The organism is Microscilla marina ATCC 23134 (genome assembly GCF_000169175.1).
Taxonomy (GTDB): Bacteria; Bacteroidota; Bacteroidia; order Cytophagales; family Microscillaceae; genus Microscilla; species Microscilla marina.
This window is the reverse complement of sequence record NZ_AAWS01000059.1, coordinates 34825-56379: the sequence shown is the minus strand read 5'-3', so window position 1 is coordinate 56379 and position 21555 is coordinate 34825. Positions and strand designations below refer to the sequence as shown.

Annotated in this window: 14 protein-coding genes; 9 read left to right on the top strand and 5 right to left on the bottom strand. The window is 40.9% G+C overall.

The window, feature by feature from the left end; genetic code table 11:
• The 3 genes from rplI to rpsF all read right to left on the bottom strand — a co-directional run.
• Window positions 1–199: 50S ribosomal protein L9 (gene rplI, locus M23134_RS32300; RefSeq protein ID WP_002703974.1), on the bottom strand; the 199-nt coding region annotated here is incomplete at its 3' end.
• 44 nt (window positions 200–243) lie between these two features.
• The gene (gene rpsR, locus M23134_RS32295) at window positions 244–495 is read right to left on the bottom strand and encodes a 30S ribosomal protein S18 (protein WP_002703971.1); all 252 of its coding nucleotides are present in this window, start codon (window positions 493–495) and stop codon (window positions 244–246) included.
• Between the two features lies 1 nt (window position 496).
• Entirely contained in the window at window positions 497–871 is a 375-nt protein-coding gene (gene rpsF, locus M23134_RS32290; protein ID WP_002703970.1) for a 30S ribosomal protein S6, read from the bottom strand.
• Between the two features lie 322 nt (window positions 872–1193).
• On the opposite strand from rpsF, the gene M23134_RS32285 reads away from it, so the two are divergent.
• Window positions 1194–1808: a hypothetical protein gene (locus M23134_RS32285; protein ID WP_002703969.1), complete on the top strand. Its 615-nt coding sequence runs from the start codon at window positions 1194–1196 to the stop codon at window positions 1806–1808.
• Window positions 1809–1863: 55 nt separating this feature from the next.
• Here the strand turns inward: M23134_RS32285 and M23134_RS32280 are convergent, their stop codons facing one another.
• On the bottom strand, window positions 1864–2529 hold the full coding sequence (locus tag M23134_RS32280; RefSeq protein WP_002703968.1) for an HAD family hydrolase: 666 nt from the start codon (window positions 2527–2529) through the stop codon (window positions 1864–1866).
• Window positions 2530–3326: 797 nt separating this feature from the next.
• Between M23134_RS32280 and M23134_RS32270 the strand changes: the two genes are divergently transcribed.
• From M23134_RS32270 to M23134_RS32235, 8 genes are all read left to right on the top strand, one after another.
• On the top strand, window positions 3327–4382 hold the full coding sequence (locus M23134_RS32270; protein ID WP_045114779.1) for a hypothetical protein: 1056 nt from the start codon (window positions 3327–3329) through the stop codon (window positions 4380–4382).
• Window positions 4383–4848: 466 nt separating this feature from the next.
• Window positions 4849–5214: a hypothetical protein gene (locus M23134_RS32265; protein WP_002703963.1), complete on the top strand. Its 366-nt coding sequence runs from the start codon at window positions 4849–4851 to the stop codon at window positions 5212–5214.
• 46 nt (window positions 5215–5260) lie between these two features.
• Complete coding sequence (locus M23134_RS32260) at window positions 5261–6136, top strand: SGNH/GDSL hydrolase family protein (protein WP_002703960.1); 876 nt, start codon at window positions 5261–5263, stop codon at window positions 6134–6136.
• A gap of 321 nt (window positions 6137–6457) precedes the next feature.
• Entirely contained in the window at window positions 6458–6877 is a 420-nt protein-coding gene (locus M23134_RS32255; protein WP_002703958.1) for a hypothetical protein, read from the top strand.
• A gap of 346 nt (window positions 6878–7223) precedes the next feature.
• Complete coding sequence (locus M23134_RS32250) at window positions 7224–7643, top strand: hypothetical protein (protein WP_002703956.1); 420 nt, start codon at window positions 7224–7226, stop codon at window positions 7641–7643.
• Window positions 7644–8240: 597 nt separating this feature from the next.
• Window positions 8241–8660 (top strand): hypothetical protein, encoded by a 420-nt coding sequence (locus tag M23134_RS32245; RefSeq protein WP_002703952.1) that lies wholly within the window; start codon window positions 8241–8243, stop codon window positions 8658–8660.
• A gap of 606 nt (window positions 8661–9266) precedes the next feature.
• A complete protein-coding gene (locus M23134_RS32240; RefSeq protein ID WP_002703949.1) occupies window positions 9267–9686 on the top strand; it encodes a hypothetical protein in 420 nt (139 codons plus the stop codon).
• An 822-nt stretch (window positions 9687–10508) separates the two neighbouring features.
• A complete protein-coding gene (locus tag M23134_RS32235) occupies window positions 10509–12365 on the top strand; it encodes an OmpL47-type beta-barrel domain-containing protein (protein WP_002703946.1) in 1857 nt (618 codons plus the stop codon).
• 319 nt (window positions 12366–12684) lie between these two features.
• On the opposite strand, the gene M23134_RS32225 is transcribed toward M23134_RS32235, so the two are convergent.
• Complete coding sequence (locus M23134_RS32225; RefSeq protein ID WP_002703944.1) at window positions 12685–21420, bottom strand: T9SS type A sorting domain-containing protein; 8736 nt, start codon at window positions 21418–21420, stop codon at window positions 12685–12687.
• Window positions 21421–21555: the final 135 nt, after the last annotated feature.

The window sequence follows — 21555 nt, the reverse complement described above, 5'->3', positions numbered from 1 at the left end:
GCTGCGCATCGCTCTTGATTTTTTCAGCTTTGTGGGCTGCCTGCTTAAGGTTTTCTGCCAATACTTTTTTGGCTGATTTAGTTGCATGAATAGCAAAACCTTGAGGAATCAAGTAGTTACGTCCATAACCTGGCTTTACATTTACGATGTCGTTTTTGTAACCAAGTCCTTGTATATCGTCTTTTAAAATTACTTCCATCTCGATAATAAGATTTTAAACGTTTTGTACTGTTTGAGTTGCGTTTATTTTAACGAGTCGGTTACATAAGGAAGCAAAGCCAAGTGACGGGCTCTTTTTACGGCTTGCGACACTTTGCGTTGGTATTTCAGACTCGTACCAGTAATTCTTCTTGGAAGAATTTTACCCTGATCGTTTACAAACTTCAACAAAAAGTTAGGATCTTTGTAATCGATATATTTGATGCCATTCTTTTTAAAACGACAATATTTTTTTCTGTTTTCGTTGGTATGAACGGGCTCGTTCATCAACGTCATGTTATTTTTCCTCCGTTGTTGCTGCTTCATCTACTTTTTTGTCTGATAGTTTTCTACGTTTCTTTTCATTATAAGCTACTGCGTGTTTGTCCAATACGATACAAATGTGACGCATTACTCGCTCATCGCGACGGTATTCTGTCTCTAGAGCTTTTACAATAGTACTTGGAGCTTTGAACTCAACAACAGTATATACCCCGGAAGTTTTCTTTTTAATTGGATAAGCCAATTTTTTCATTCCCCAGTGATCAACATGTACAATTTCTGCACCGTTGTCAGCGAGAATTTTTTGAAACTTTTCTACGGTGTCCTTTATCTGCTCATCAGATAAAACGGGAGTTAAAATGAACACCGTTTCGTAATTGTTTAAATGCATTTTCTACGTTTTATTAATACTAATAACACATTTTGAGCCTGCAAAGATATGGTTTTATGTTTTAGATTGCAAATGATCTTGTTATTCAGCTCAAGAAAAATGACAAGTACAACAAACCTTGGTATAAAATACTGATAGCCAATGCCTGGGCAACGAAAAAGTGGCCCATTGGCTGGCTTTTTATTTAAGTTATCCTAAAACCAAGGGCGGTTTGAAGTGCTAAAAAGCGTTGCCTATGCTATGTTTTCTCCGGCTTTTCTTAATTACGTTAAAAAATCTCACGAAAAGTGTACCTTTATGGTCATCAATCAATTGGGGCAGCATGATACAAAAAACCTTATATTCACTTCTACTTGTTACAGGTGTTGTTTTGGCTACCTCAGCACAAAATAACGCAAATTTTCCACAGGCTTTTATCAGTATGCAGTTTACGGTGGGCAAACACAACGTACAGTTCAAAACTTTGGGTCATTCGCCAGGGTTTAGTTTTGGTTTCAAGGTAAATGCAGGCATTTATCTGGTCAGCAATGACAATTACGCTGGGGGGTTGCATTTCACCTTGGTAGAGGGTGCCTCCAATAATAAAAAACGCCGAAAAATGAGCGAAGCTTTTGATCGCCCTGACAAGGGCTTTGACAAACATATAGTATACAAGTTTGCTATGTTTAGAAGTAGTAATGTGGGTTGGTTTAGTGAACTCAAAACAGGAGATGTTACCCTATTTCACCAAATAGGTTTTGGTATTTTTGGGCTCACCGAAAACGACCCTTTGTATAATTTAGGCATGCACAACCACGTAGGCATTATCACGCAGCAAGCTACTGACCAGGCACGGCTACACCTGGGGCTTATGCACGACTGGACTATTGGCGCGGGTAACCCCAACTATAGCATTAGCAATGTGGGGGTGTCGGTAGGTGGAATGAGAAATTTTTAACTTAAAAAAAGCCTTGTAAAACCATTGATCAACAAGGCTCCTGGTACCTTAAACATTAAACTTGAGCCCGAAGGTCTTCTACTGCTTTGGGTAGGTCTGCCATGCTGCTTACTACTGTTTTTACTCCTATTTTGTACAATTGGTCGGTGTGATCGTCCAGAATATGACTGGCTCCGGCAAAACCCACTACATGCATACCCGCATCTACAGCCGCTTTAGCCCCCGATTTACTATCTTCTACTACGACTATCTCGTGGGGCTTGAGCCCAAAATGGGCGGCTACATGTAAGTAAATGTCAGGCGCAGGCTTGGGGCGTGCTACCATTTCAGATGAAAACATTCGATCGCCAAAAACTTCTTGCATTTGCACAAACTCTACGGCGTGTTTTACCTGCCACAACCAACTATTAGACACGACCGCTTTGGGCAAGGCTATTTGGGCGTATGCCTCCTTTACTCCTGCGATGGGTTGCAAGTGAGCCGCAGCGTAAGCTTCATGCTTTTGGGTAATGACTTCTACAAAATCAGGAGGTAACTCAAAACCGTGTTGGTTTGCCAACGCATTCATAATGCTGCTAAATGTCATACCCGACCAGGTACGCAGGTAGTCGTTAAGCCCAATGTGTACCCCAAAAGTCTGTAGGTGTTCCACCATCATTTGGGCAGCAAGTATCTCGCTGTCAATCAATACCCCGTCACAGTCACTAATAAATAGTTTCATTATTTTCTTGTTTTTGCCAAAGGTAACGATTTAGGAATGTATAAGCATCTTACTCTACTCTACTATTTTTCGCCCTGATTTGTGTCCTCACAACCGAGTTTATGAGCTCATCGAAGGTAAATCAACCTATTCACAAGTCTAAAAACAACTTATTTTAGGGTTCCGATTGGCTCCTAGCGGAATTTATCAATTGGTGATGGCACACAACCGAGGCGAGAATAATGTTTTTAAAAACCGAAGCTATAGTTTCACTGTGATGAACTCGACAAAGTTAAAAGCTGGGTACTATGTCAATGGGTTTTACTTTTCCTTTGTGCCAATACAAGCCTTATTTATCCTGCCTGAAGTAGCCTATATCCTGTTTCGCACCTGTCATTATTGCCAAAGTTCAACATAGTTATGTACTTTTGGGGTAAATCAGGTAACTACTGAATAAGTGAACAGAAAAACGGGCGTTGTTAGCAAAGAGAAAATGCTTGTTTCTTACTGAAAATCAGGTTTATATGTGGTATTTTTCCGGGATAACCTTTTTCAAGGCGATAGCTTTAACTGCTCTGAAGAAATATACACTTTACAAACCCAAAAGCAGGTGGATTCAATGTTTTGCTTTGCAGCAAAAACTGTTTTTTAGATCAAACTTATTGGAGGATGGAGGCTCTGTACAGCCAAACCTTCAAAAAGCTTATAGTCTTTGCTTATACAATAAATACTTGGTCGCTTACGGAGCAAGGGGTTTATTACCTAACTAAAGCCCTGCTTTCGCAATTAATTTTAACAATCTTTAAAAATTAAAAACAATGTACAAAATCACAAAACTAGCGGTCTTTATTGGACTGATGACCACTATTTTCGCCTGCCAAAATCAGGAAAAAGTTATGCCACAGGCAACACCTGCAACGCAAAAATCTAACATCTCGGCCAAGAATCGAACTATATATGCTCGACCTGCCGGAATTTCCTATGATGTGAAGTTTTTCAATGACCCTTTTCTAAAGTATGACCATCGCGGGTTTATAGCAGAGGGCTACTTGGCAGAGGAAACCAACCTTGAGACAGTGTGTGGTCGTGTAGCACGCCTCAGGAGCGGTTCTTTGGTTAAGTTCACCCACGAATTTGGCAAGTATGACAGTAAGGGTGTTTACGAAGGAAAGTTGGCGAGCAATACCACACTTGCCATTAATCGAAGCACAGGGTTTGGCCCTGGGTATCCGGCAGAGTTTATGAGCAATACCAAAGTAGAAATGGCCACCAGTGGCGATTATCCAGGAGTAACCCAGGGAACCTTGGGCAGTAGTGCACGCCTAGGAACGGCTCCTAACGGTACACGAGTAACCTATAATGCGGGAAGTAAACTTTGTTTTGACGAAAACGGGTGGGTGTCTCCCTGCCACCCTATTGTAGAGCTTGTACCTGCCGGAATGAGTACCAAGGTAAAGTTTCATAACAATGAATACCTGAAACTGGATGCCCGTAATTATGTGCTTGAAGGGCAGATGGTAGAAGACTCTTATGTATATGTAGTGGGGCATGTTGCTGCCAAATTCAAGGCTGGCTTTATCAAGTTTGCTGCTTCGTCTAATAGTGCAGGTGGAGCTTATTATGGCACCCTGGCAGAAAATACCTGGTTGCGTATTCACAAAAAGGACGTACCTGGAGATAAAGTCCTGTTTTTGAGTAATTCTAAGGTAACACTGGCTACCTATTATTACCCTGGGGTGGTACAAGGAGTCTTAGGCAAAGATACAGAATTACTGCACTCTAAAGGCGTGTGGGTAGCCTACAAAAAAGGGGCCCAGGTGTGCTTTGATTTTCGCGGATTTGTAAGAAATTGCTTTTTTGAAATAACGCAGTAAAAACAGTAGTAACATCACTGCAAAGGTGGGGAGCTGGAAGCTTTCCACCTTTGCCTACTTTAGCATAAGGGGTTTCGGGCAGGCATTCTCTGCTTCAATCCTTTGAAGGTGCTTAGTACATAGCGCCTGCAGGGGCAAGCTTCAAGCGACAAGTCGCAAGTCCTTAGATACCGATGAATATCGGTGCTACACCTTGTTTAACTGCGTTGAGCTCATCACAGCAAACTGCTGTAGATTCGGTTCACAGGTAACTACACTTCTTGTATCACGTTGATTTTTAGCAACTTACAAAAAGCGTAGTTAAAAGTTTTTCCATAGTGCAAACGCAATTTCTGTAAAACTGTACAATGTATCGACTTGTAGCTTGCCTTGGTTCTTAGGCCTTTGTGCCAATATTTTACAAAGCCAGGCTTAAATCATCAGTTTTGTTTTATATTTGGTATAGTTCAATAAAATCATCGAGAATATGCAAAGAAAAGCTCTTTACTTGAGTTGGCTCCTGATAGTTACCCTGTTTGGCTGCGAACATTTAGACATTAAAGCCTCGGAGGCTGCCCAGCATAAGGGCAAGTATGCCACCGTACACGGAAAGGTAGCCAGTGTAAAAACTATCAATTTTGGCAAACCCAACGAACTCAACTTCTTAAATTTAGGACGTGCACATCCCCGACAATACTTTACTATAGTAATCAAGGGGCGGTACAAAAACCGATTTAGACCTTTGCGCGACTACAAGGGCAAAAAGGTGAAAGTAACCGGGCGTATTGGTGTGCACAAGGGCAAGCCTCAAATTCGCCTAAAGGCAGCTAATAAATTAAAAATTTTGGACTAATTAGCCCGTTCAACATCAAGGTTATGTATCAATTAAATCACCACTTATGACTCAATCACTCCCTTTTTATTTGTTGTTGCTCTGGCTCACAGCCTGCGGAGGCACGCCCAATACCAACAACTCTGCCGATACAATCACTCAAAACGCGGTGCTCACGCCAGATACAATGACAGTTTCTAAAAAATTAACTCATGATAGTATGCAAACCAATGAACCTAACCTAACCAACGATACCACCACCTGCCAAGAAGGTGATACACTTATTATTCAGGAGGTAAAGACACTTTGCCTAAAAAACAGCCTGCAAAAGCTAACCAAGTTAAAACTGGCTTTACAAAAAGGGGAAGTACTAAAAATGGTATGCTTTGGCAATAGTATCACCAATGGCTACAAGGTGGGCAGTTATGGGGTGGTGGCCAATCCTTATCCTTATGTGTTGGAACGGCTGCTTAAGAAAAAATACCCTAATGCAAAGCTCAAGATAGTGAAAGAAGGACACAATGGCTGGCGTAGCGATCAGGCAGTAAAAGAGGTAGATACGTTGGTGCTTGCTAAAAAGCCTGATTGGGTAACCTTGATGTTTGGCATCAATGACGCTTACGCGGGTTGGACTCCGAAGTTTTTTGGGCAGAAGATGGAAAGCCTGGTAAAACAACTCAAAGCACAGGATATAGAAGTCATCATTTTTACCCCTACTCCTTTTACTACTGCCTATAACCAAAAAGCAATTGCTTATTTGCCTGTACTTAAGGCACTGGCCAAACAATACGATTGTGCTTTTATCAACTTGCATCAAGCTATCTTGGCACGCATCCAAAAAGACAAGCTTGAGTTGGGCAAGGTGTTACCCGATGAGGTACATTTTGGCGATGAATATTATCAATTGATTGCTGAGGAGATTTTTAGGGTGTTTGACCAGTAAACAGGGCATAGGAAAACTACCAAACTCGCCATAGAACGAAGTTCAAGTACTACACGGCTCACCTACTGAACTTCGTCTCTGATCGTTGTACTTCCTCAATCAGAAATTCCGCAAGGCGGAACAAACAGAGACTACCCTCTTTTAGATCACTTTATTTTTTCAATTTTAATGATTATTTTGATGACAAAAAAGCTCCATTGCATCGTGCCCTGCCTTTAAATAGTCAGTTTTTTATAATTTACTCTATCCTACTGTTTATTTAAGCGTATACACATACAGGCATGAGCACATTTTTATTAACCAAAACAACTACTCTACTCTATGGAAACTCTTTTTAGCGATCAATTCAACGATATTTTTTATAACAAAGAAAACGGTATTCATTACCACATTACCAAGCCTGCTACTGCCCAAATGACAGAAGCAGAATTTCGGCAAATGGTTTTGAACTGGAAACAGCTTATGCTGTCTTGCGAGCCCCAATGGATACTCATAGACAACCGCGATTTTCAATTTCCTATCTCGCCTGACCTCCAAAACTGGGTGGCTCAAAACGTGAGCGCTCAGGTACTGGCGCTTGACTCAATCATAAAATCTTGCTTTGTGCTACCTGAAGAGTTTATTTCTCAATTATCCGTTTCGCAACTGAGTGATGAAGCAAAAAACGTTTCACAAAAAGACAGTGTGAGGTACTTTTCCAGCCAGGAAGCCGCAGAAGTATGGCTCAAAAGCAAGGATTAAGTTCATGTGATGAGATTTGACTGGCTGTGCTTTGATCAATTTATATCAGGCTATTTTGGCGCATATCCAAAAAGTAAAACTTGCCTAATGCGGTGCTCTTACAAAATGCCTTGTTTCCACACAGCATTCCTACTCAACATTTGCGTACTTTATTTTCTGACCCTTCCCTCAAAGAACTGAATGCTTAGAACAGAAAAAAACTGATTTTCATAGTACTATGCCCCATTTTAGGCAGTTTTTTCTGACTTATTCTATCCTATGGTGTATTTGAACGTATACATAGAAATGTACTGACACTGGACTAATATGCGCATATTATTTATTAACAAAAATTTCAAACAATTCTATGGAAACTCTTTTTAGCGATCAGTTCAACGATATTACTTATAACAAAGAAAACGGTATTCACTACCACATTACCAAGCCTGCTACTGCCCAAATGACAGAGGCAGAGTTTAAGCAAATGCTTCTGAACTGGAAACAGTTGATGCTTTCCTGTAACCCTCAGTGGGTTTTGGTAGACAGTCTCAACTTTCAATTTCCTATCTCACCTGACCTCCAAAACTGGGTGGTTCAAAATATAACCATGCCGGTACTAACCATTGGCTCGATCATAAAATCGTCCTTTGTGTTGCCCGAAGAGTTCATTTCCCAGTTATCCGTTTCGCAGTTTACGGATGAAGCAAACCATGTTTCACCCAAAAACAATCTGCAGTACTTTTCCAGCCGGGAAGCCGCAGAAGTATGGCTCAAAAGCAAGGATTAAATTTGCCTGATGAGATTTGACTGGTTGTGCTTTTATCAAGTCGTTTTGGAGCATATCCAAAAAGGCAGACTTGCCTGATGCAGTGCATTTTGGTGATGAATACGATCAATTGATAGCTATGCTCTTTAAAAAACGCCTTGTTTTCAAAAACAATAGTCCATAGTATTTAGTCGGTAGTCCATAGCTGATTCGAGTAAATGTTCACCTTGTTAAATGCTGTAAACCAGTATTTTATATTAAGATTGTATACTCACTTTATTTTTAAAAGGGTTTCAGTTTTAGCCTACACCAACCAGTTAAATAGTTTTTAAATTCATCAATGACTGATTACCAGCAACCAACTTTCACCAAAAGTACTGCGGAGTATTGCACAAAGATTCCCTATTAAAAATTTACGTACTTTATTTTCTAACCCTTTCCTTAAAGTACTGAATGTTTGGACAGAAAAAAGCTGACTTCCATAGTACTATGCCCCATTTTAGGCAATTTTTTCTGACTTATTCTATCTTATGATGTATTTGAGCGTATACGTAGAAATGTACTGACGTTGACCTGGTATGCATATATTTTATCTTAACAAAAATTTCGAACTATTCTATGGAAACTCTTTTTAGCGATCAATTCAACGATATTACTTATAACAAAGAAAACGGTATTCATTACCATATTCTTAAGCCTACTACTGCCCAAATGACAGAGGCAGAGTTTAAGCAAATGCTTCTGAACTGGAAACAGCTCATGTTTTCCTGTAATCCTCAATGGATTTTGGTAGACAGCCTCAACTTTCACTTTCCCATCTCGCCTACCCTCCAAACTTGGGTAGTTCAAAATATAACCATGCCTGTGCTGGCAATTGGCTCAGTAATCAAATATTTCTTTGTATTGCCTGAAGAGTTTATTTCCCAGTTGTCCATTTCGCAGTTTACGGATGAAGCAAATAATGTTTCACAAGAAGGAAAGATAAAGTATTTTTCCAGTAAAGAAGCCGCAGAAATATGGCTCAAAAGCAATGATTAAATTAGTATGATAAGATTTGACTGGTTGTACTTTTATCAATTTATATCAGGCTATTTTGGAACACATCTAAAAAGGTACGCTTGCCTGATGCGGTGCACTTTGGTGATGAATACGATCAATTGATAGCTGGGTGTTTAAAAAATGCCTTGTTTCCACAAACAATAGTCCATAGTATTTAGTCGGTAGTCCATAGCTGATTCGAGTAAATGTTCACCTTGTTAAATGCTGTAAACCAGTATTTTATATTAAGATTGTATACTCACTTTATTTTTAAAAGGGTTTCAGTTTTAGCCTACACCAACCAGGTAAATAGTTTTTAAATTCATCAATGACTGATTACCAGCAACCAACTTTCACCAAAAGTACTGCGGAGTATTGCACAAAGATTCCCTATTAAAAATTTACGTACTTTGTTTTCTAACCCTTTCCTTAAAGTACTGAATGTTTGGACAGAAAAAAGCGGATTTTCATAGTATTATGCCTCATTTTAGGCAGTTTTTTCTGGCTTATTCTATCCTGTGATGTATTTGGGCGTATACATAGAAATGTACTGACATTGATCTGATATGCGCAAATTATTTATTAACCAAAATTTCAAACTATTCTATGGAAACTCTTTTTAGCGATCATTTCAATGACATTCTTTATAACAAAGAAAACGGTATTTACTACCACATTGCCAAGTCTACTACTGCCCAAATGACAGAGGCAGAGTTTAAGCACATGCTTCTGAACTGGAAACAGTTGATGATTTCTTGTAATCCTCAGTGGATTTTGATAGACAGCCTCAACTCTCACTTTCCCATCTCACCTAGCCTCCAAACCTGGATAGTTCAAAATATCACCATGCCGGTGCTGGCCATTGGCTCAGTAGTCAAGTACTTTTTTGTATTACCCGAAGAGTTTATTTCCCGGTTATCCGTTTCGCAGTTTACGGATGAAGCAAATAATGTTTCGCAAGAAGGAAAGATACGGTACTTTTCCAGCCGGGAAGCCGCCGAAATAGCGATCACAAGCAAGGATTAAATTAATATCAATAGTCCATAGTATTTAGTCGGTAGTCCATAGCTGATTCGAGTAAATGTTTACCTTGTTAAATACTGTAAACCGAACTTGTGAGCTCAACGAAGTTAATCAGTATTTTATATTAAGACTGTATACTCACTTTATTTTTAAAAGGGTTTCAGTTTTAGCCTACACCAACCAGTTAAATAGTTTTTAAATTCATCAATGACTGATTACCAGCAAACAACTTTCACCAAAAGTACTGCGGAGTATTGAATATCATAAGTAGTGGTTGATGGTGCTTTGATGCCAACAACATACGTAAGCCTTCACAGGGGACAATACAAAGTGGTTTGAATTTTGATGTAAGTTTAACGCAATATTTTATCGCTTTTTACAAGTTTTAAAATGATGTAAATATTTGGTAAAACTCTACAAAACCTAACATTTAGGAATGATAGGCGTCGGAATTCAAAAAGTAAACTCCCCCCACAAACCGGGCTATAGTTTGCTGTATTGAGCTTTGCCCCAGAAGAAAGTCTCTGCCTCAGAACTGGCAAGGTATTTTTTTTCATCATTCCTTAAAATCAAAAACTGACCTTTAGTTTACCTAAGCTGAGGGTCTTTTTTTTTATCCTGTTGGCTACCTTCTGTATTGCTTTTTATCATTTATTTTAGTTTTTTGTGGGCTTCATAATTTTTACATTGAAAAAAACTGGACAAGCATAAAGTTTGCTTGCAAGTGCTTGATTTATAAGCCCAATGGGTACTATAAACTTACACTATCTTTAAAATACGACAAGAGAATACATTTTGTATTCCAAACTTTTAACTTACAAAAAAATGATATTTCGAAGTACAAACAAAGTTACCTTGTTTTTATCCAGGGTATGTGCTTTGCTGCTTGTATCGAGTATGGCAATGGCTCAAACCAGCCAACGTGCCATTCTCCAGGAACATATCCGGCAACTGAGGGCATTGGCAGACAGTCTCGAAAAAAAGCTTGATAAGATGTCTGATAAACCCATTACAGTTCGTAATACTGGCGAACGTGACCGTATCCACCAAAAGAAGATTTTTGTAGACAAAGAAGGAAGGGTTTTTTGGCAAGTAGGGTTACCTGTTTATGTATTTGCTTCGTCGAAACCCGATGGATCAGACATGCACCGCCTTAGCTATAGCAAGGTAAAGCAGATGGAGGCTTTTTCTGACCCTATGTATTGGGAAGGACCAGGCAAGCACTTTATTGGGCACAAAGACGCCAACCCAAATGAAGAGGTTCAGTTTGAAATAAACGCAGATGGGGCAGACCCTTTTTCAGTAATTGAGTTAAAAAACGCGCCTCGCTACGAACAAGAAGGAGAAGTTTTTTTTGGAAAAGGCTTGGTTGCTGACATCATCACCAAGGATGAGCTGGCAGGGGTGCGCCAAACATATCAGTCGATAGACAGTGCCACTTATGTGCCCCACACCGCTACTATCAATTTTGACGAAGACAAAGACTATACGGTCAATTATTATGGCGTAGACAAGGTGGGCAATGTAGAGAAGCCCAAGTTTACCAAATTTCGCGTAGACCTGAACCCTCCGGTAACTGAGCATAAGGTGAATGGCGACCGTAAAGGAGATATTTTATCACCTAAAGCTACTATTTTGCTTACGGCTCAAGACCAGGCTTCGGGCATTTCGGTGACTCGCTACCGTTTCAATGAGCAGCCCTTCCAGGCTTACAAGGGCATTATATCACTAAACAACCTCAAAGAAGGAGAGTATGTGCTTACTTATCATAGCATCGACCGGGTAAAAAACCAGGAGGAGGAAAAAACTTACTCTTTTTATTTAGACAAAACTGCGCCTAAAATTGTGGCGGAGGTGATAGGAGATCAGTACCAAAACCGAGGGCGGGTGTTTATTTCAAGCCGAACTAAGATGCGCTTGACGGCAAGCGACAATAAGTCGGGGGTAGACAAGGTGTATTATGCTATAGATGGGGGGCTGGAGCGTTTATACCGCGAACCTTTCCCGTTGGTTAAAAGTGAGGGTACGCATACGATTAAATATACTGCTCTGGACAGGGTAAAAAATAAAGGAGGATTTGAAACAAGTGATTCTTATGAAAATATGTTTCTTGATTTGACGCTGCCTTCTATCAAACATACGTTTACCGGGCCTGTGTATCGCAAAAATGATACGGTGTTTATCAGTCGCAAGACTTTGATCAATATTGTGGCTAAAGACCCCGAGTCGGGCATTAAACGTACTGGGTTTAAAATAGATGGTGCCCGTGCCAACCCTTACCGTGAGCCTTTTAGTATAAACGATGACGGTTACCACAAAATAGCTTATTATGCTCTAGACAATGTAAACAACCGGGTAGCCGAAGAGTTTTTTGTGATTGTAGATAACAAAGGGCCCGAAATGGCCGTGTCGTTTAGTGCACCCCCTATAGGCAAAATTACGGCTGAAGACATTACTCAAACTACCTCGGTATATGCCACGGGCACTTATTTGTTTGTAACTGCTCGTGATGCCAACATAGAGGTAGAGAGCGCTTATATCTCTATTAATGGCTCGCAGGAAGTAAAGTACAATAAGCCTATTTTGATGAATAGCAAAGGCTTAAAAACGATTAAAATACGGGGAGTTGATAAACTAGGTAATGAAACGGTGAACAAAACAGTGGAAGTTTTCGTCAAATAAAGTAAACATTTGGCTTACGGCAAAAAAGAAACTTTTTATAACCCAAAGCTAACCCTACCTTCCATTTTTGGTTGGTGGGGTTTTTTGCTTCAGCGCTTATATACTTTTCCGACAAGGTTCCCCGCAAACGGGATGTCGGCATAGCCTCCACTAGGACCCGATTAATACCTGTAAACCGAACTTGTGAGCTCAACGAGTTAATCAGCAATCAACTTTGGCTAAAATCACTGCGGAGTATTGATTTTGCCCAAGCTTTTGGTAAAAAAAATACCTGCACCCAAAGGGCGCAGGCATTTTAAACCACATTAATAATTAAGGACTATTTTTTCTCAAACCTGAGCAAAAACACCCGGTCTACATCAAACACGCGGAACAGGTAGACACCTTGCGATAAATGTCCTACCCTTACCCGCATATTGCGTTGGTGTGGTTGCCAAACTCCACTGCCCACAACCTGCCCATTGAGGTTGCTTATCTCCCAGGCAGCCCGAGACTTGAGCTGTTGTTGGGGGGCAAGCTTGAGTTGTACTTCGTCGTTTGCCGGGTTAGGAAACAGCAACATGCCCGACTCTACAATGCGCTTGTCCAGCCCAGTTACTCCTTGCCCGGCTTGTCCTTCGTCCTGGCGCAATGCCTGGGTAGAGCTTACCGCTGCCTGGTGCACTTCTTTGGTATCATAATCTTCTACAAATACTACTATCCGGTACGATTTCATTGTCAGGTCTTTCACCTTCCACGGTCTCAAGTCGAGGTTGTATGAGTCGCCGGGTTTCCAGGTATGTTTGTAATAGGTGCCCGCGGCATCGGGCAGCATTTTACGCATTACGTGGTGGTAAGTTTTGCCTTGCGATGGCACTTCGTCTTCTATGACTACCACTTGTATTACTACTGGTCGATCAAAGTTTTCGAGTGCGGTTACCCGGGCTTTTATCTTCATCTGTTGGTTGGCCACCTGAGGGGGCTCTATGGTAATGCTAAAGGGAGACACACTCAATACCCGTTGGTCATAAAACAAACTCGATACTTCATTATGGGGGTGACGGCTCGTGTCTAACCCGTCGATGATTGCCATTGGAGCATTTTTTATCCCGTGGTAAAAAGCACGGCCACTTACATCTTTGGAATTGTACTCGTTGAGTTCGTCTGCCTCAGGAAAACCCATATGGTGATGTATGCTGATGATTTCAGTATTTGTATTGCCGTTGTTGTAAGGAAAAAGTTTCACTTCCTTGTCCAAAGTCTCGGCTCCTGGCACCCCATCGTTGGTAAAATACTCCAGCAATAAAGTACGGTTACGATTGCTGAGGCTAAAATCATCAAAGGCAAAGCCTTCATGTTGACCGGGAGGGTTGTCGCTGTTGCTACCAAAGGCTATTCTAAACCTTACCCGCGACGTGTTTTGAGCCAACATGGCTTGCCTTACATTGCTCAGGCTATAGGCAGTAGTACGCCAGGTAGAATCGAGACCGGTCCACCCCTGGTTACCTTCATTGGTGTTGGCGTCTTCTCTGCTGCTAGAGCTGCCGGGTGCCCCCAAAATTCCTTTCCCATTGTACCAGCCTTCTATTTTGGGCGTTTGCTTGCCCACTATTTGCCAGGTTTTGCCGTCATCTATGGTGTATAACAAGGCTACTCCATCGGCTCCTTTGTCGGTATGCGACCAATAACGCAACGACACCATAGGTTTGTCCAGGTCGCTTATGTCGTAGCAAGGGCTCTCTACATACGATTGTTCGTTGTTGTAATAATGGGTTTGATTCCCGTTGTCAGTCATCCAAACAGTGGTTCTCTTATCGTTGGCGTCGGTTTCTTTGATCACGTCTCCATTGGCATTGCCCAGGGGTTTTAGTTGCCAGCTGGTTTGGTCGCTAGTTTGCTGATTTTTGGTAACCCTCCCTCTGCTTACCCAGCTTTTGGCTCCATTTTCAAAGTGTTCAATGTAGTTTTCCGCCCTGGTTACGGTCACCACGTCAAAAATGTCTACCCTTCTCTTGAGTTCATAAGTAGCATCTCTATTTTTATTGACCAGGGTAAGGGTAATCCAATACTCGCCAGACGCAGCAAAAGAGTAGTTAACCTTTGCTCCGCTCAAAGTTTTGATTTGATTTCTGTCCTTATCAGCAATGGTCCACTTGATTTCTCTCAGTTCGTCTTCCCCTTGGTCATCTCTGAGGATTGACTTATTCGTAAGGGTAGAGCCGCTCCCCACACAATGTCCTTCGAAGTCAAAGTCAAGCGTAAAACTCTTTTTGATGGTAACATCACAAGCGCCAGTGCTCGTGGTGAGAGAATAACCAATGTTTTCGTTGTTGCTTTTGGTGGCGTGCACTGCATTCTCGGCATTGGTAACTGAGCCGTCAATGATCCACTCCCGCTGCCACTTCTCTTTGGTCTGGGAAGGCTTAAAATGCATTGCCTGTTCGTGGTATACTTTGCTAACGGAGAGCTTGATACCGGTAGGGTTTGACAAAACCTTAAAATATTGTTCACTAGATGTAGCACTACAACCTGCACTATTGGTATGTATAGCCCTTATTTTGTATGGGGTTTCACTTGGAGTCAATTTAGTAAGGTCATTATCCTCTACAGGTTCCCAACCATCCTTTGAGGGATCATCAGGATATACTTTATAATACTCAAGTTGAGTAAGTACCACCACTTGTGTTTCCCCACCATCAGCACCTATTACCTCATCAAAAACATTGAAATCAATGGCACCAGAGTTATTACAGTATTCTTGAGTTAAACCTTCTATGCTAAGTTTAGGCAAAGGTTGTATATCAATGGTCAATGACTCAGACCTAAAAACACATTCATCTAATACATCATATTTATATACATACCTAATTTCATACTTCCCTGCGTTCTTGTTTTTCTCATCAATAGAAGCATCATTATCAGGAGCTTCTTCTTTTAACGTTGGGTTATTGGGGTTAAACCACACCTTTCCATCTTCCTTTTCAAATATCTTAGGTTCACCATTTGGTAACTTCTTAATCTCAAAATGGCCTGTCTCCTCGACACCTATCGCAAAACCCAATGTAGTAAGCTCATACTTATCCTTATCACTGACACAAAAGCTGGTTTTCCCACCTGTTCCTACTTTCACACTCACCTCAGCAGGCATCCACACCTTTAGCTTCTTGGTTTGGGTGGCTTTGCAGCCATTCGCTTTGTCTATGTAATAAGTGTAGTTGATAGTAAAATCACCTCCGCCAACTTTAGCCAAGTCGCTATATTTGAGCAATTGAGAGTCGTCAGTGTTTTGGTCAACTGTCTTAATGACTTCGCCTTGTTTGACTATTTCCCACAAAAACTCTTTATCATTACCAATCGTTGCACCACCTTCTTTAGCCGTCAATATAATATCAGCGTCTTTAGTAAGGTCTCTATTACAAAGTTGAGTTATTTTAGTAACTTCTTCAATTTCTGTAGTTTGTAGCTGACTGTCAGTGTTGATGCTCAATTCAACTTCAGGGAGATTCTGAACAGAGAACGCCCTTACAGATGAAGTATATGTACAACCGCTCTCGGAGGTATACTCATACACCACCCTATACTCATTATTTTCCGAAAGATCAGCAGGTATAAAAGGATTTGTAAACTCTTTCTCTTTATCTGCTACCTCTTCAGCATCGTCAGTTTTGGTTTCATAAAATTTAATCTTCTGATCCTTAATTTTCGCCTCAACTTGTGCTTCACTAAGTTGTACCCCATCAATGATAATCAATGGTAGTAATAAAACTTCAGCACTACCCTTACAGTAAGAACTATTATTGGAAGTAAACTTCAGCTCAGGTTTTGAGTTGATAATTATCTCCTCTATCTTTTCCACTTGGCAGTCCAATTCACTATCACCTGTTTTCATCACATCTGCCTTTTTTGTAATATTAATTTTCCCCCCAGAGGCATTCCACCTTACTTTAATAGAACTTGTATTAGATACACTGCCTCCAACTATTACATTGCTGCCATCATCTGTGAGCAGTTGCCCACCACTTACCTTCCAAGTAATCCTATCTAAGTTGGCTGAACTTTTCAGCTTATAATCTACCACCTCACCTTCACACACTAATCGTTTATTTTTATTTTCACCTTCTACATAATCCTTTATTGCAGGGGCAGAAAAATCAGTGATAGTAAAAGTAAATGTTTTTGTTACTTCACAATGTTCAGGTGCTATAACTTTAAGGGTCAGATTCCCTTCACCAGCAGTTGCTCCCCAATCATACGTTACTTCTGTGCCACCTAGGTCCTTAGAAATCCCATCTACCGAGGTAAACATCCATTGAAATGTATAACCTGTAAAGTCTGTGATTTCTTCTGTACTTCCACCATCTTTTGTTTGGGTAAGCTTAGGGATATAGGTCTTTATGGCACCATTGCACGCTACACCCGCTTTCTCCTCTACATCTACCACAAATGGCGCTTTCACGGTGACTTGCACAGCATCAGACGGTGTGCTACAACTGGTATTCTTACCTTTGGCAATCACACTCAAACCTACGCTACCAACTTTCGCACCTTTAATTGTAACTGTTTGACCTTTATTATTATCATCGCTACTACCAACGGTTTTTACAAAGTTAGCTATACTCTCATCGTCCAACTCCCACTCATATTCATAGTTAGCATCATAGTGTTGGATTGTATAAGAAACTTCCTGGTCTTTGCAAAGCGCCATAGACTGAACATCAATGATGGGTTTCTTAGGGCTGACATAAATATCTATTGGCGCTATTTCTACTGATTCACACTTATTATCATTATCCACCGTCAAAAATACCGCATTAAGCGTTGTTTTGGTGGTAGGTCTATCAGGAGCAAGAAACTTATACTTATACATCAAACCATCAGTTAAGTCAATAGGGTCTGTTACCTTGCTACAATCGTTGATAGTAGTTGATGGAAAAACTTTTCCTTCTTTTACATTACTCCCCAAGTTAGTATCATCACCTTGTACCTTATCACTTATCAAACCATACAACACTTTGCCTCCATCTTGTTGTACTTGCAAACTAAAAGTACCATCAGCGCTTAAGCATCCAGTAACAAAACGAGTAATATTCACTTTAAACCCTTCTCTAAACAGACAATTAGCCTCAGGATGTTCATAAGTATAAATAATTGTTGTTTCCCCTATATCTCCTAATTCTTTTGGGTTAAAATAATAAGTTTGGTCAGAAGCCAAAGAAACACCTTTACCAGAAAATACTCCTCCTGCTGGTTGCCCTATCAGTGGCACAGGATCCGCATTTACTGTATAAGCATCCTTCAAATCTTTAACGCTAAGCTTAGGAGCGTATATTTCTATTAGATGGGTTGCCTCCCCATCGGTTTTAACCCCACAGTTACCCTGCACACCCTTTACTTTAATGAATGACGACTTATCTCCGATGATACCATCACCTACCCTAATAATGATTCGGTTTTTGGTAGTGGTTAAAACCCCTTCATCGATTTCATCACCGTCATCCATAACCGCCAATGTCAAGCCTTCGCCCAATGTCCACTCATACTGAGTAGCTCCCTCTACCTGCTCTACCTCTATCACCTTGATTTCACTGTTTACATTGCAAATAAAGGTAGGAGGACTAACAAATGTTGGTGTAGTTGACGCTTTAAAACTAGCCAGTAGCTGAATCGACTCTGAACTTACTTCTGCACTTGTACAAGTGTTATTTTTGCCGCTTATCCCCTGTACTTTTACTATAGCATCTTTTACATCAGCATTAGCAATCACCTTTACCTCAATCGAACTTTTAGTTCTACTTTCACTATCATCACTCACAAAATCCAACTCACCAGCAGGCAAAGTCCATTTATACTTATCAGCTCCCGTAATGTCGCTTACACTCAGGGTATAAATTTCGCCTTTGCAAAAGGTACTTGTAGTTTCATCAACGGTAATTTTGGCGTCATTAGTAGAAAACACAATCAAGCTTTTAACAGTAGCAAATACCTTAGAGTCATCAAGGACTAAGGGCACATTATTCGTAGTTTCAGAGTCAAGTTGCAATGTAGACGCAAACTCTAGCTGAGTAAGCGTACCACTGTTGCTGCCGCTAAACTTTACTTGTACACCTGTGATCTTTAATTCTCCAAGGTCAGTAGCATCTTCTCCAGTAAAATCATATTCAATAATCAACTTTCCACCTGTCACCTTAGCGCTCTTAATGGCTTCATTTTTTACATTCGTAAGATTTACTGTAAGCTCACTATCACTATCGACTAAAGTAAATGGTTCACTTGCCTTGAGTTCTAGGGTAAGGGTTCCCTTTCCTTTAAAGTCTTGATAAAAAGTTTCTTTCAGCGTTACATCTAGCGGTTTGATATTATCAACACCTACACACACATCATCAAGGTCTACAAGTACAAAACTTATCTTAGACTGAACACTGGTAATCTTTTTAGTAGCTGCTTCGCCCTTATCGTCACAGGCATTTACTCCTTGTACTTTTAAATCAACCTTATCTACTGTACTGGTTGCTTTTAGTTTTAGCGTAGGTCCTGTAGTTGAGACAGAGTTCTCCTGGTTAGGATTAAAGTCGTCTGGGGCATCAACTGGCTCCAAACCCGCAGGAACTGTCCACTGGTAAGTAGCGGCGAGTTGCCCATCTTTTGCGGTGTAGGTAGCCTCTTCGCCCACAAATAAATTGTCTTTTCCCTCAATCGTTATTATGGTGGCAGGTTTTGCAGGTAGGGCTAATGCTTTATTTGCGCTGGTACTTGTGCAACTATTTACCGTAGATTTAGCAGTAACTGTTACTAAACCACCCTCAAAATTTTTATTCAAATCTACAGTTACCTCAGCAGTGGTGTTAGAAGGGGAAGTAATAGCTGTTCCAGTTGGAAACTCCCATTTATATGTCATCCCGGGCTGTGGTTTCACCGAAAAGATAAGACCCTTGGCTTCGTTGCAAAGCAACGAAGGTACCTCCAAAAACTCAGGGGTTGGGAGTGGGTCGTCACGAGTGAAACTTGCCAAAGACAAGGTACGGCTAGACAAACCTGATGCCTGCAAAAGGGCTTCTCCGTTGGCATCGGTAGCTTCAGTAGCTTTTACTACTACGTCATAAATTGTTAATTTTTCGAGCTCCTCATTATCTGCCAAGCCTTCCAGACTAAAGGTAAATTCCCTCTGATTACCTGGATAGCTTACGCTCGTGATTTCGCTCAAATCTTCTGCTGCCTTGCCAAAAAACACCCTGGGTTTCACCGAGAACTTAAACCCTTCGGGCAACTTAATAGTTACTTTGCCTCCCTGAAAACCCTTGTCCCCTTTGCTAGTCTCAGTACATACAATACGTGACAGCCTCACTGGGTAGTCACCTACACACGAAGGCACACTAACAGACTGAAAGTTGACCATGATGTTTAAGCTCTTTGATAATTCAAGGGACTTAGGGTTATCACTTTCACAAGTAGCGTTTTTACTTTTTACTTTCACATCAGACAGATCAGTTACTTTATCAGGATCATACTGTATAGTAATATTGGGGGTGTTGGTAACTTCAGAGGTTACTTTATCGGTAAGGGCCTCCCCCGCCACCCCCACCCCGGCAGGCAATGTCCACTCATAGTGGGTAGCATGGCTTGCACCAACTGCTATCAGGTGTAATTGGTTCTCCTCGGCAGCTTTAAGCACTTGTATATTTGTAACATCAGCAGGCTTATTTAGCATGGTAAACCTGCCAAAGTCGGTGTTTTGGAACACCTTCTTCCAATTCAAGGCTTTGAAGCTATCAAGGGTTGGACGTAAAGTAACCACTGAGGCTTCGGCATCCTTGTCAGCAGTCACTGTTATGTTACTAATTTTTATTTGGTCATTTTTTGAGCTAAAATCCTTACCATCAGAATCTTTGCCAGTAAAGTCATACACTATTTTTAGTTGGTTCTCCTCAATACTTACCATAAATTTTTCTGAAGAGGACGAAGGCACTTTATCATTAACTTTGATGGTAAGATTGTCGCCTCCCAAGGTAAAATCTTGGTTTGACAATGCTAATATCAGGGTGCCTTGTCCAGAAAAATCCGTCATACCAGTTTCTTGCAATACAAGGTCAGTTAAGGATTGTGTTTCGGTGGTACCTTCGCAAAACTTAGCTGTGGCAGGGGTAATACTCAGACCTTTTATAGACTGAATGGTTAATGGATACTCATCAGAGTAATCGCCGATACACTCATCATTTTTTGCCGTTGCTGTTACCCCTACTTTTACCTCTATGCTGGTGCTTTCTTGGTCTATCAAGTCAGCCTGCAATGTAATGGTGGACTGAGTACCTATTACTTCTTCCTTCACAATGCTCAACCCTGCCGGAACCTCCCAAGTATATTCAGCATTGGTTACTTGGCCTACCTTGAGGGTAATCTGTTGCCCCTCATTGATGGTGGTGGCATTGCCTGCTTGCTTAATATTAACACCCAGCAGGCTAACGTCAGCCAACACAGTTCCTTCTGTGCCTAAGGTTTCATCCTCGTCTGTTAAACCTATAGATGTTCCACCTGATGTCACATAAATGTTGCCCGTAGTAGCACTCTCATCAACTGCCTGTACATACAAGCCCTCAATGGTGATAGAATTAATGATGTCATTGCTTGTAGACACATTTGTAAATTTATAGTCAAACTGTAGTGTCTTATTTTCAAGTTGTACATTTATATCGGTTCCTTCACTGGCATTACCTGATATCACTACCTTAGGAGTATTATTCAGGTCAAACTTGAAGTGGTCATCAAGCTTCATCGTAAAAGTATTCACATCATCAGTCTCCTCAAAATCACTGTCTTCAGACTCAGTAATTACAATCGTCACTTCCTTGCTATCGCTTACGTTGCATAACATCGCACTGCCTTTGGTCACTGTTACTTGGTCAGTAACCTTTGCTTTGCCTTGGCTAATATTCCGCAGGTTGGGCGCATACCAGGCATTGGCGGCAAGCAATAGCAAGGTGGTAGCCACCACAGTAAGGGTTATTTTGGCAACCGCCCTGCCTTGTAGGGTCTTTGCCACACCTTTTGTCAGGTGCTTATCTTTTTTGTTTGGGTTAAACATAGGGGTTAATAATTATTAAGGAACGTGATCGCCCCGTAAACGGGATTTCGGGCATAGCCCTCAACAATAACTGTCCGGTTTAGAACATGTTCCTAAGCTTTGTATATACAATTATTCATCAGTATCAATAGCTGC

Excerpts from the sequence above, each read along its gene's own strand:
- rpsR (WP_002703971.1), bottom strand. The coding sequence starts at position 495 with ATGACGTTGATGAACGAGCCCGTTCATACCAACGAAAACAGAAAAAAA.
- rpsF (WP_002703970.1), bottom strand. The coding sequence starts at position 871 with ATGCATTTAAACAATTACGAAACGGTGTTCATTTTAACTCCCGTTTTA.
- M23134_RS32285 (WP_002703969.1), top strand. The coding sequence starts at position 1,194 with ATGATACAAAAAACCTTATATTCACTTCTACTTGTTACAGGTGTTGTT.
- M23134_RS32280 (WP_002703968.1), bottom strand. The coding sequence starts at position 2,529 with ATGAAACTATTTATTAGTGACTGTGACGGGGTATTGATTGACAGCGAG.
- M23134_RS32270 (WP_045114779.1), top strand. The coding sequence starts at position 3,327 with ATGTACAAAATCACAAAACTAGCGGTCTTTATTGGACTGATGACCACT.
- M23134_RS32265 (WP_002703963.1), top strand. The coding sequence starts at position 4,849 with ATGCAAAGAAAAGCTCTTTACTTGAGTTGGCTCCTGATAGTTACCCTG.
- M23134_RS32260 (WP_002703960.1), top strand. The coding sequence starts at position 5,261 with ATGACTCAATCACTCCCTTTTTATTTGTTGTTGCTCTGGCTCACAGCC.
- M23134_RS32255 (WP_002703958.1), top strand. The coding sequence starts at position 6,458 with ATGGAAACTCTTTTTAGCGATCAATTCAACGATATTTTTTATAACAAA.
- M23134_RS32250 (WP_002703956.1), top strand. The coding sequence starts at position 7,224 with ATGGAAACTCTTTTTAGCGATCAGTTCAACGATATTACTTATAACAAA.
- M23134_RS32245 (WP_002703952.1), top strand. The coding sequence starts at position 8,241 with ATGGAAACTCTTTTTAGCGATCAATTCAACGATATTACTTATAACAAA.
- M23134_RS32240 (WP_002703949.1), top strand. The coding sequence starts at position 9,267 with ATGGAAACTCTTTTTAGCGATCATTTCAATGACATTCTTTATAACAAA.
- M23134_RS32235 (WP_002703946.1), top strand. The coding sequence starts at position 10,509 with ATGATATTTCGAAGTACAAACAAAGTTACCTTGTTTTTATCCAGGGTA.
- M23134_RS32225 (WP_002703944.1), bottom strand. The coding sequence starts at position 21,420 with ATGTTTAACCCAAACAAAAAAGATAAGCACCTGACAAAAGGTGTGGCA.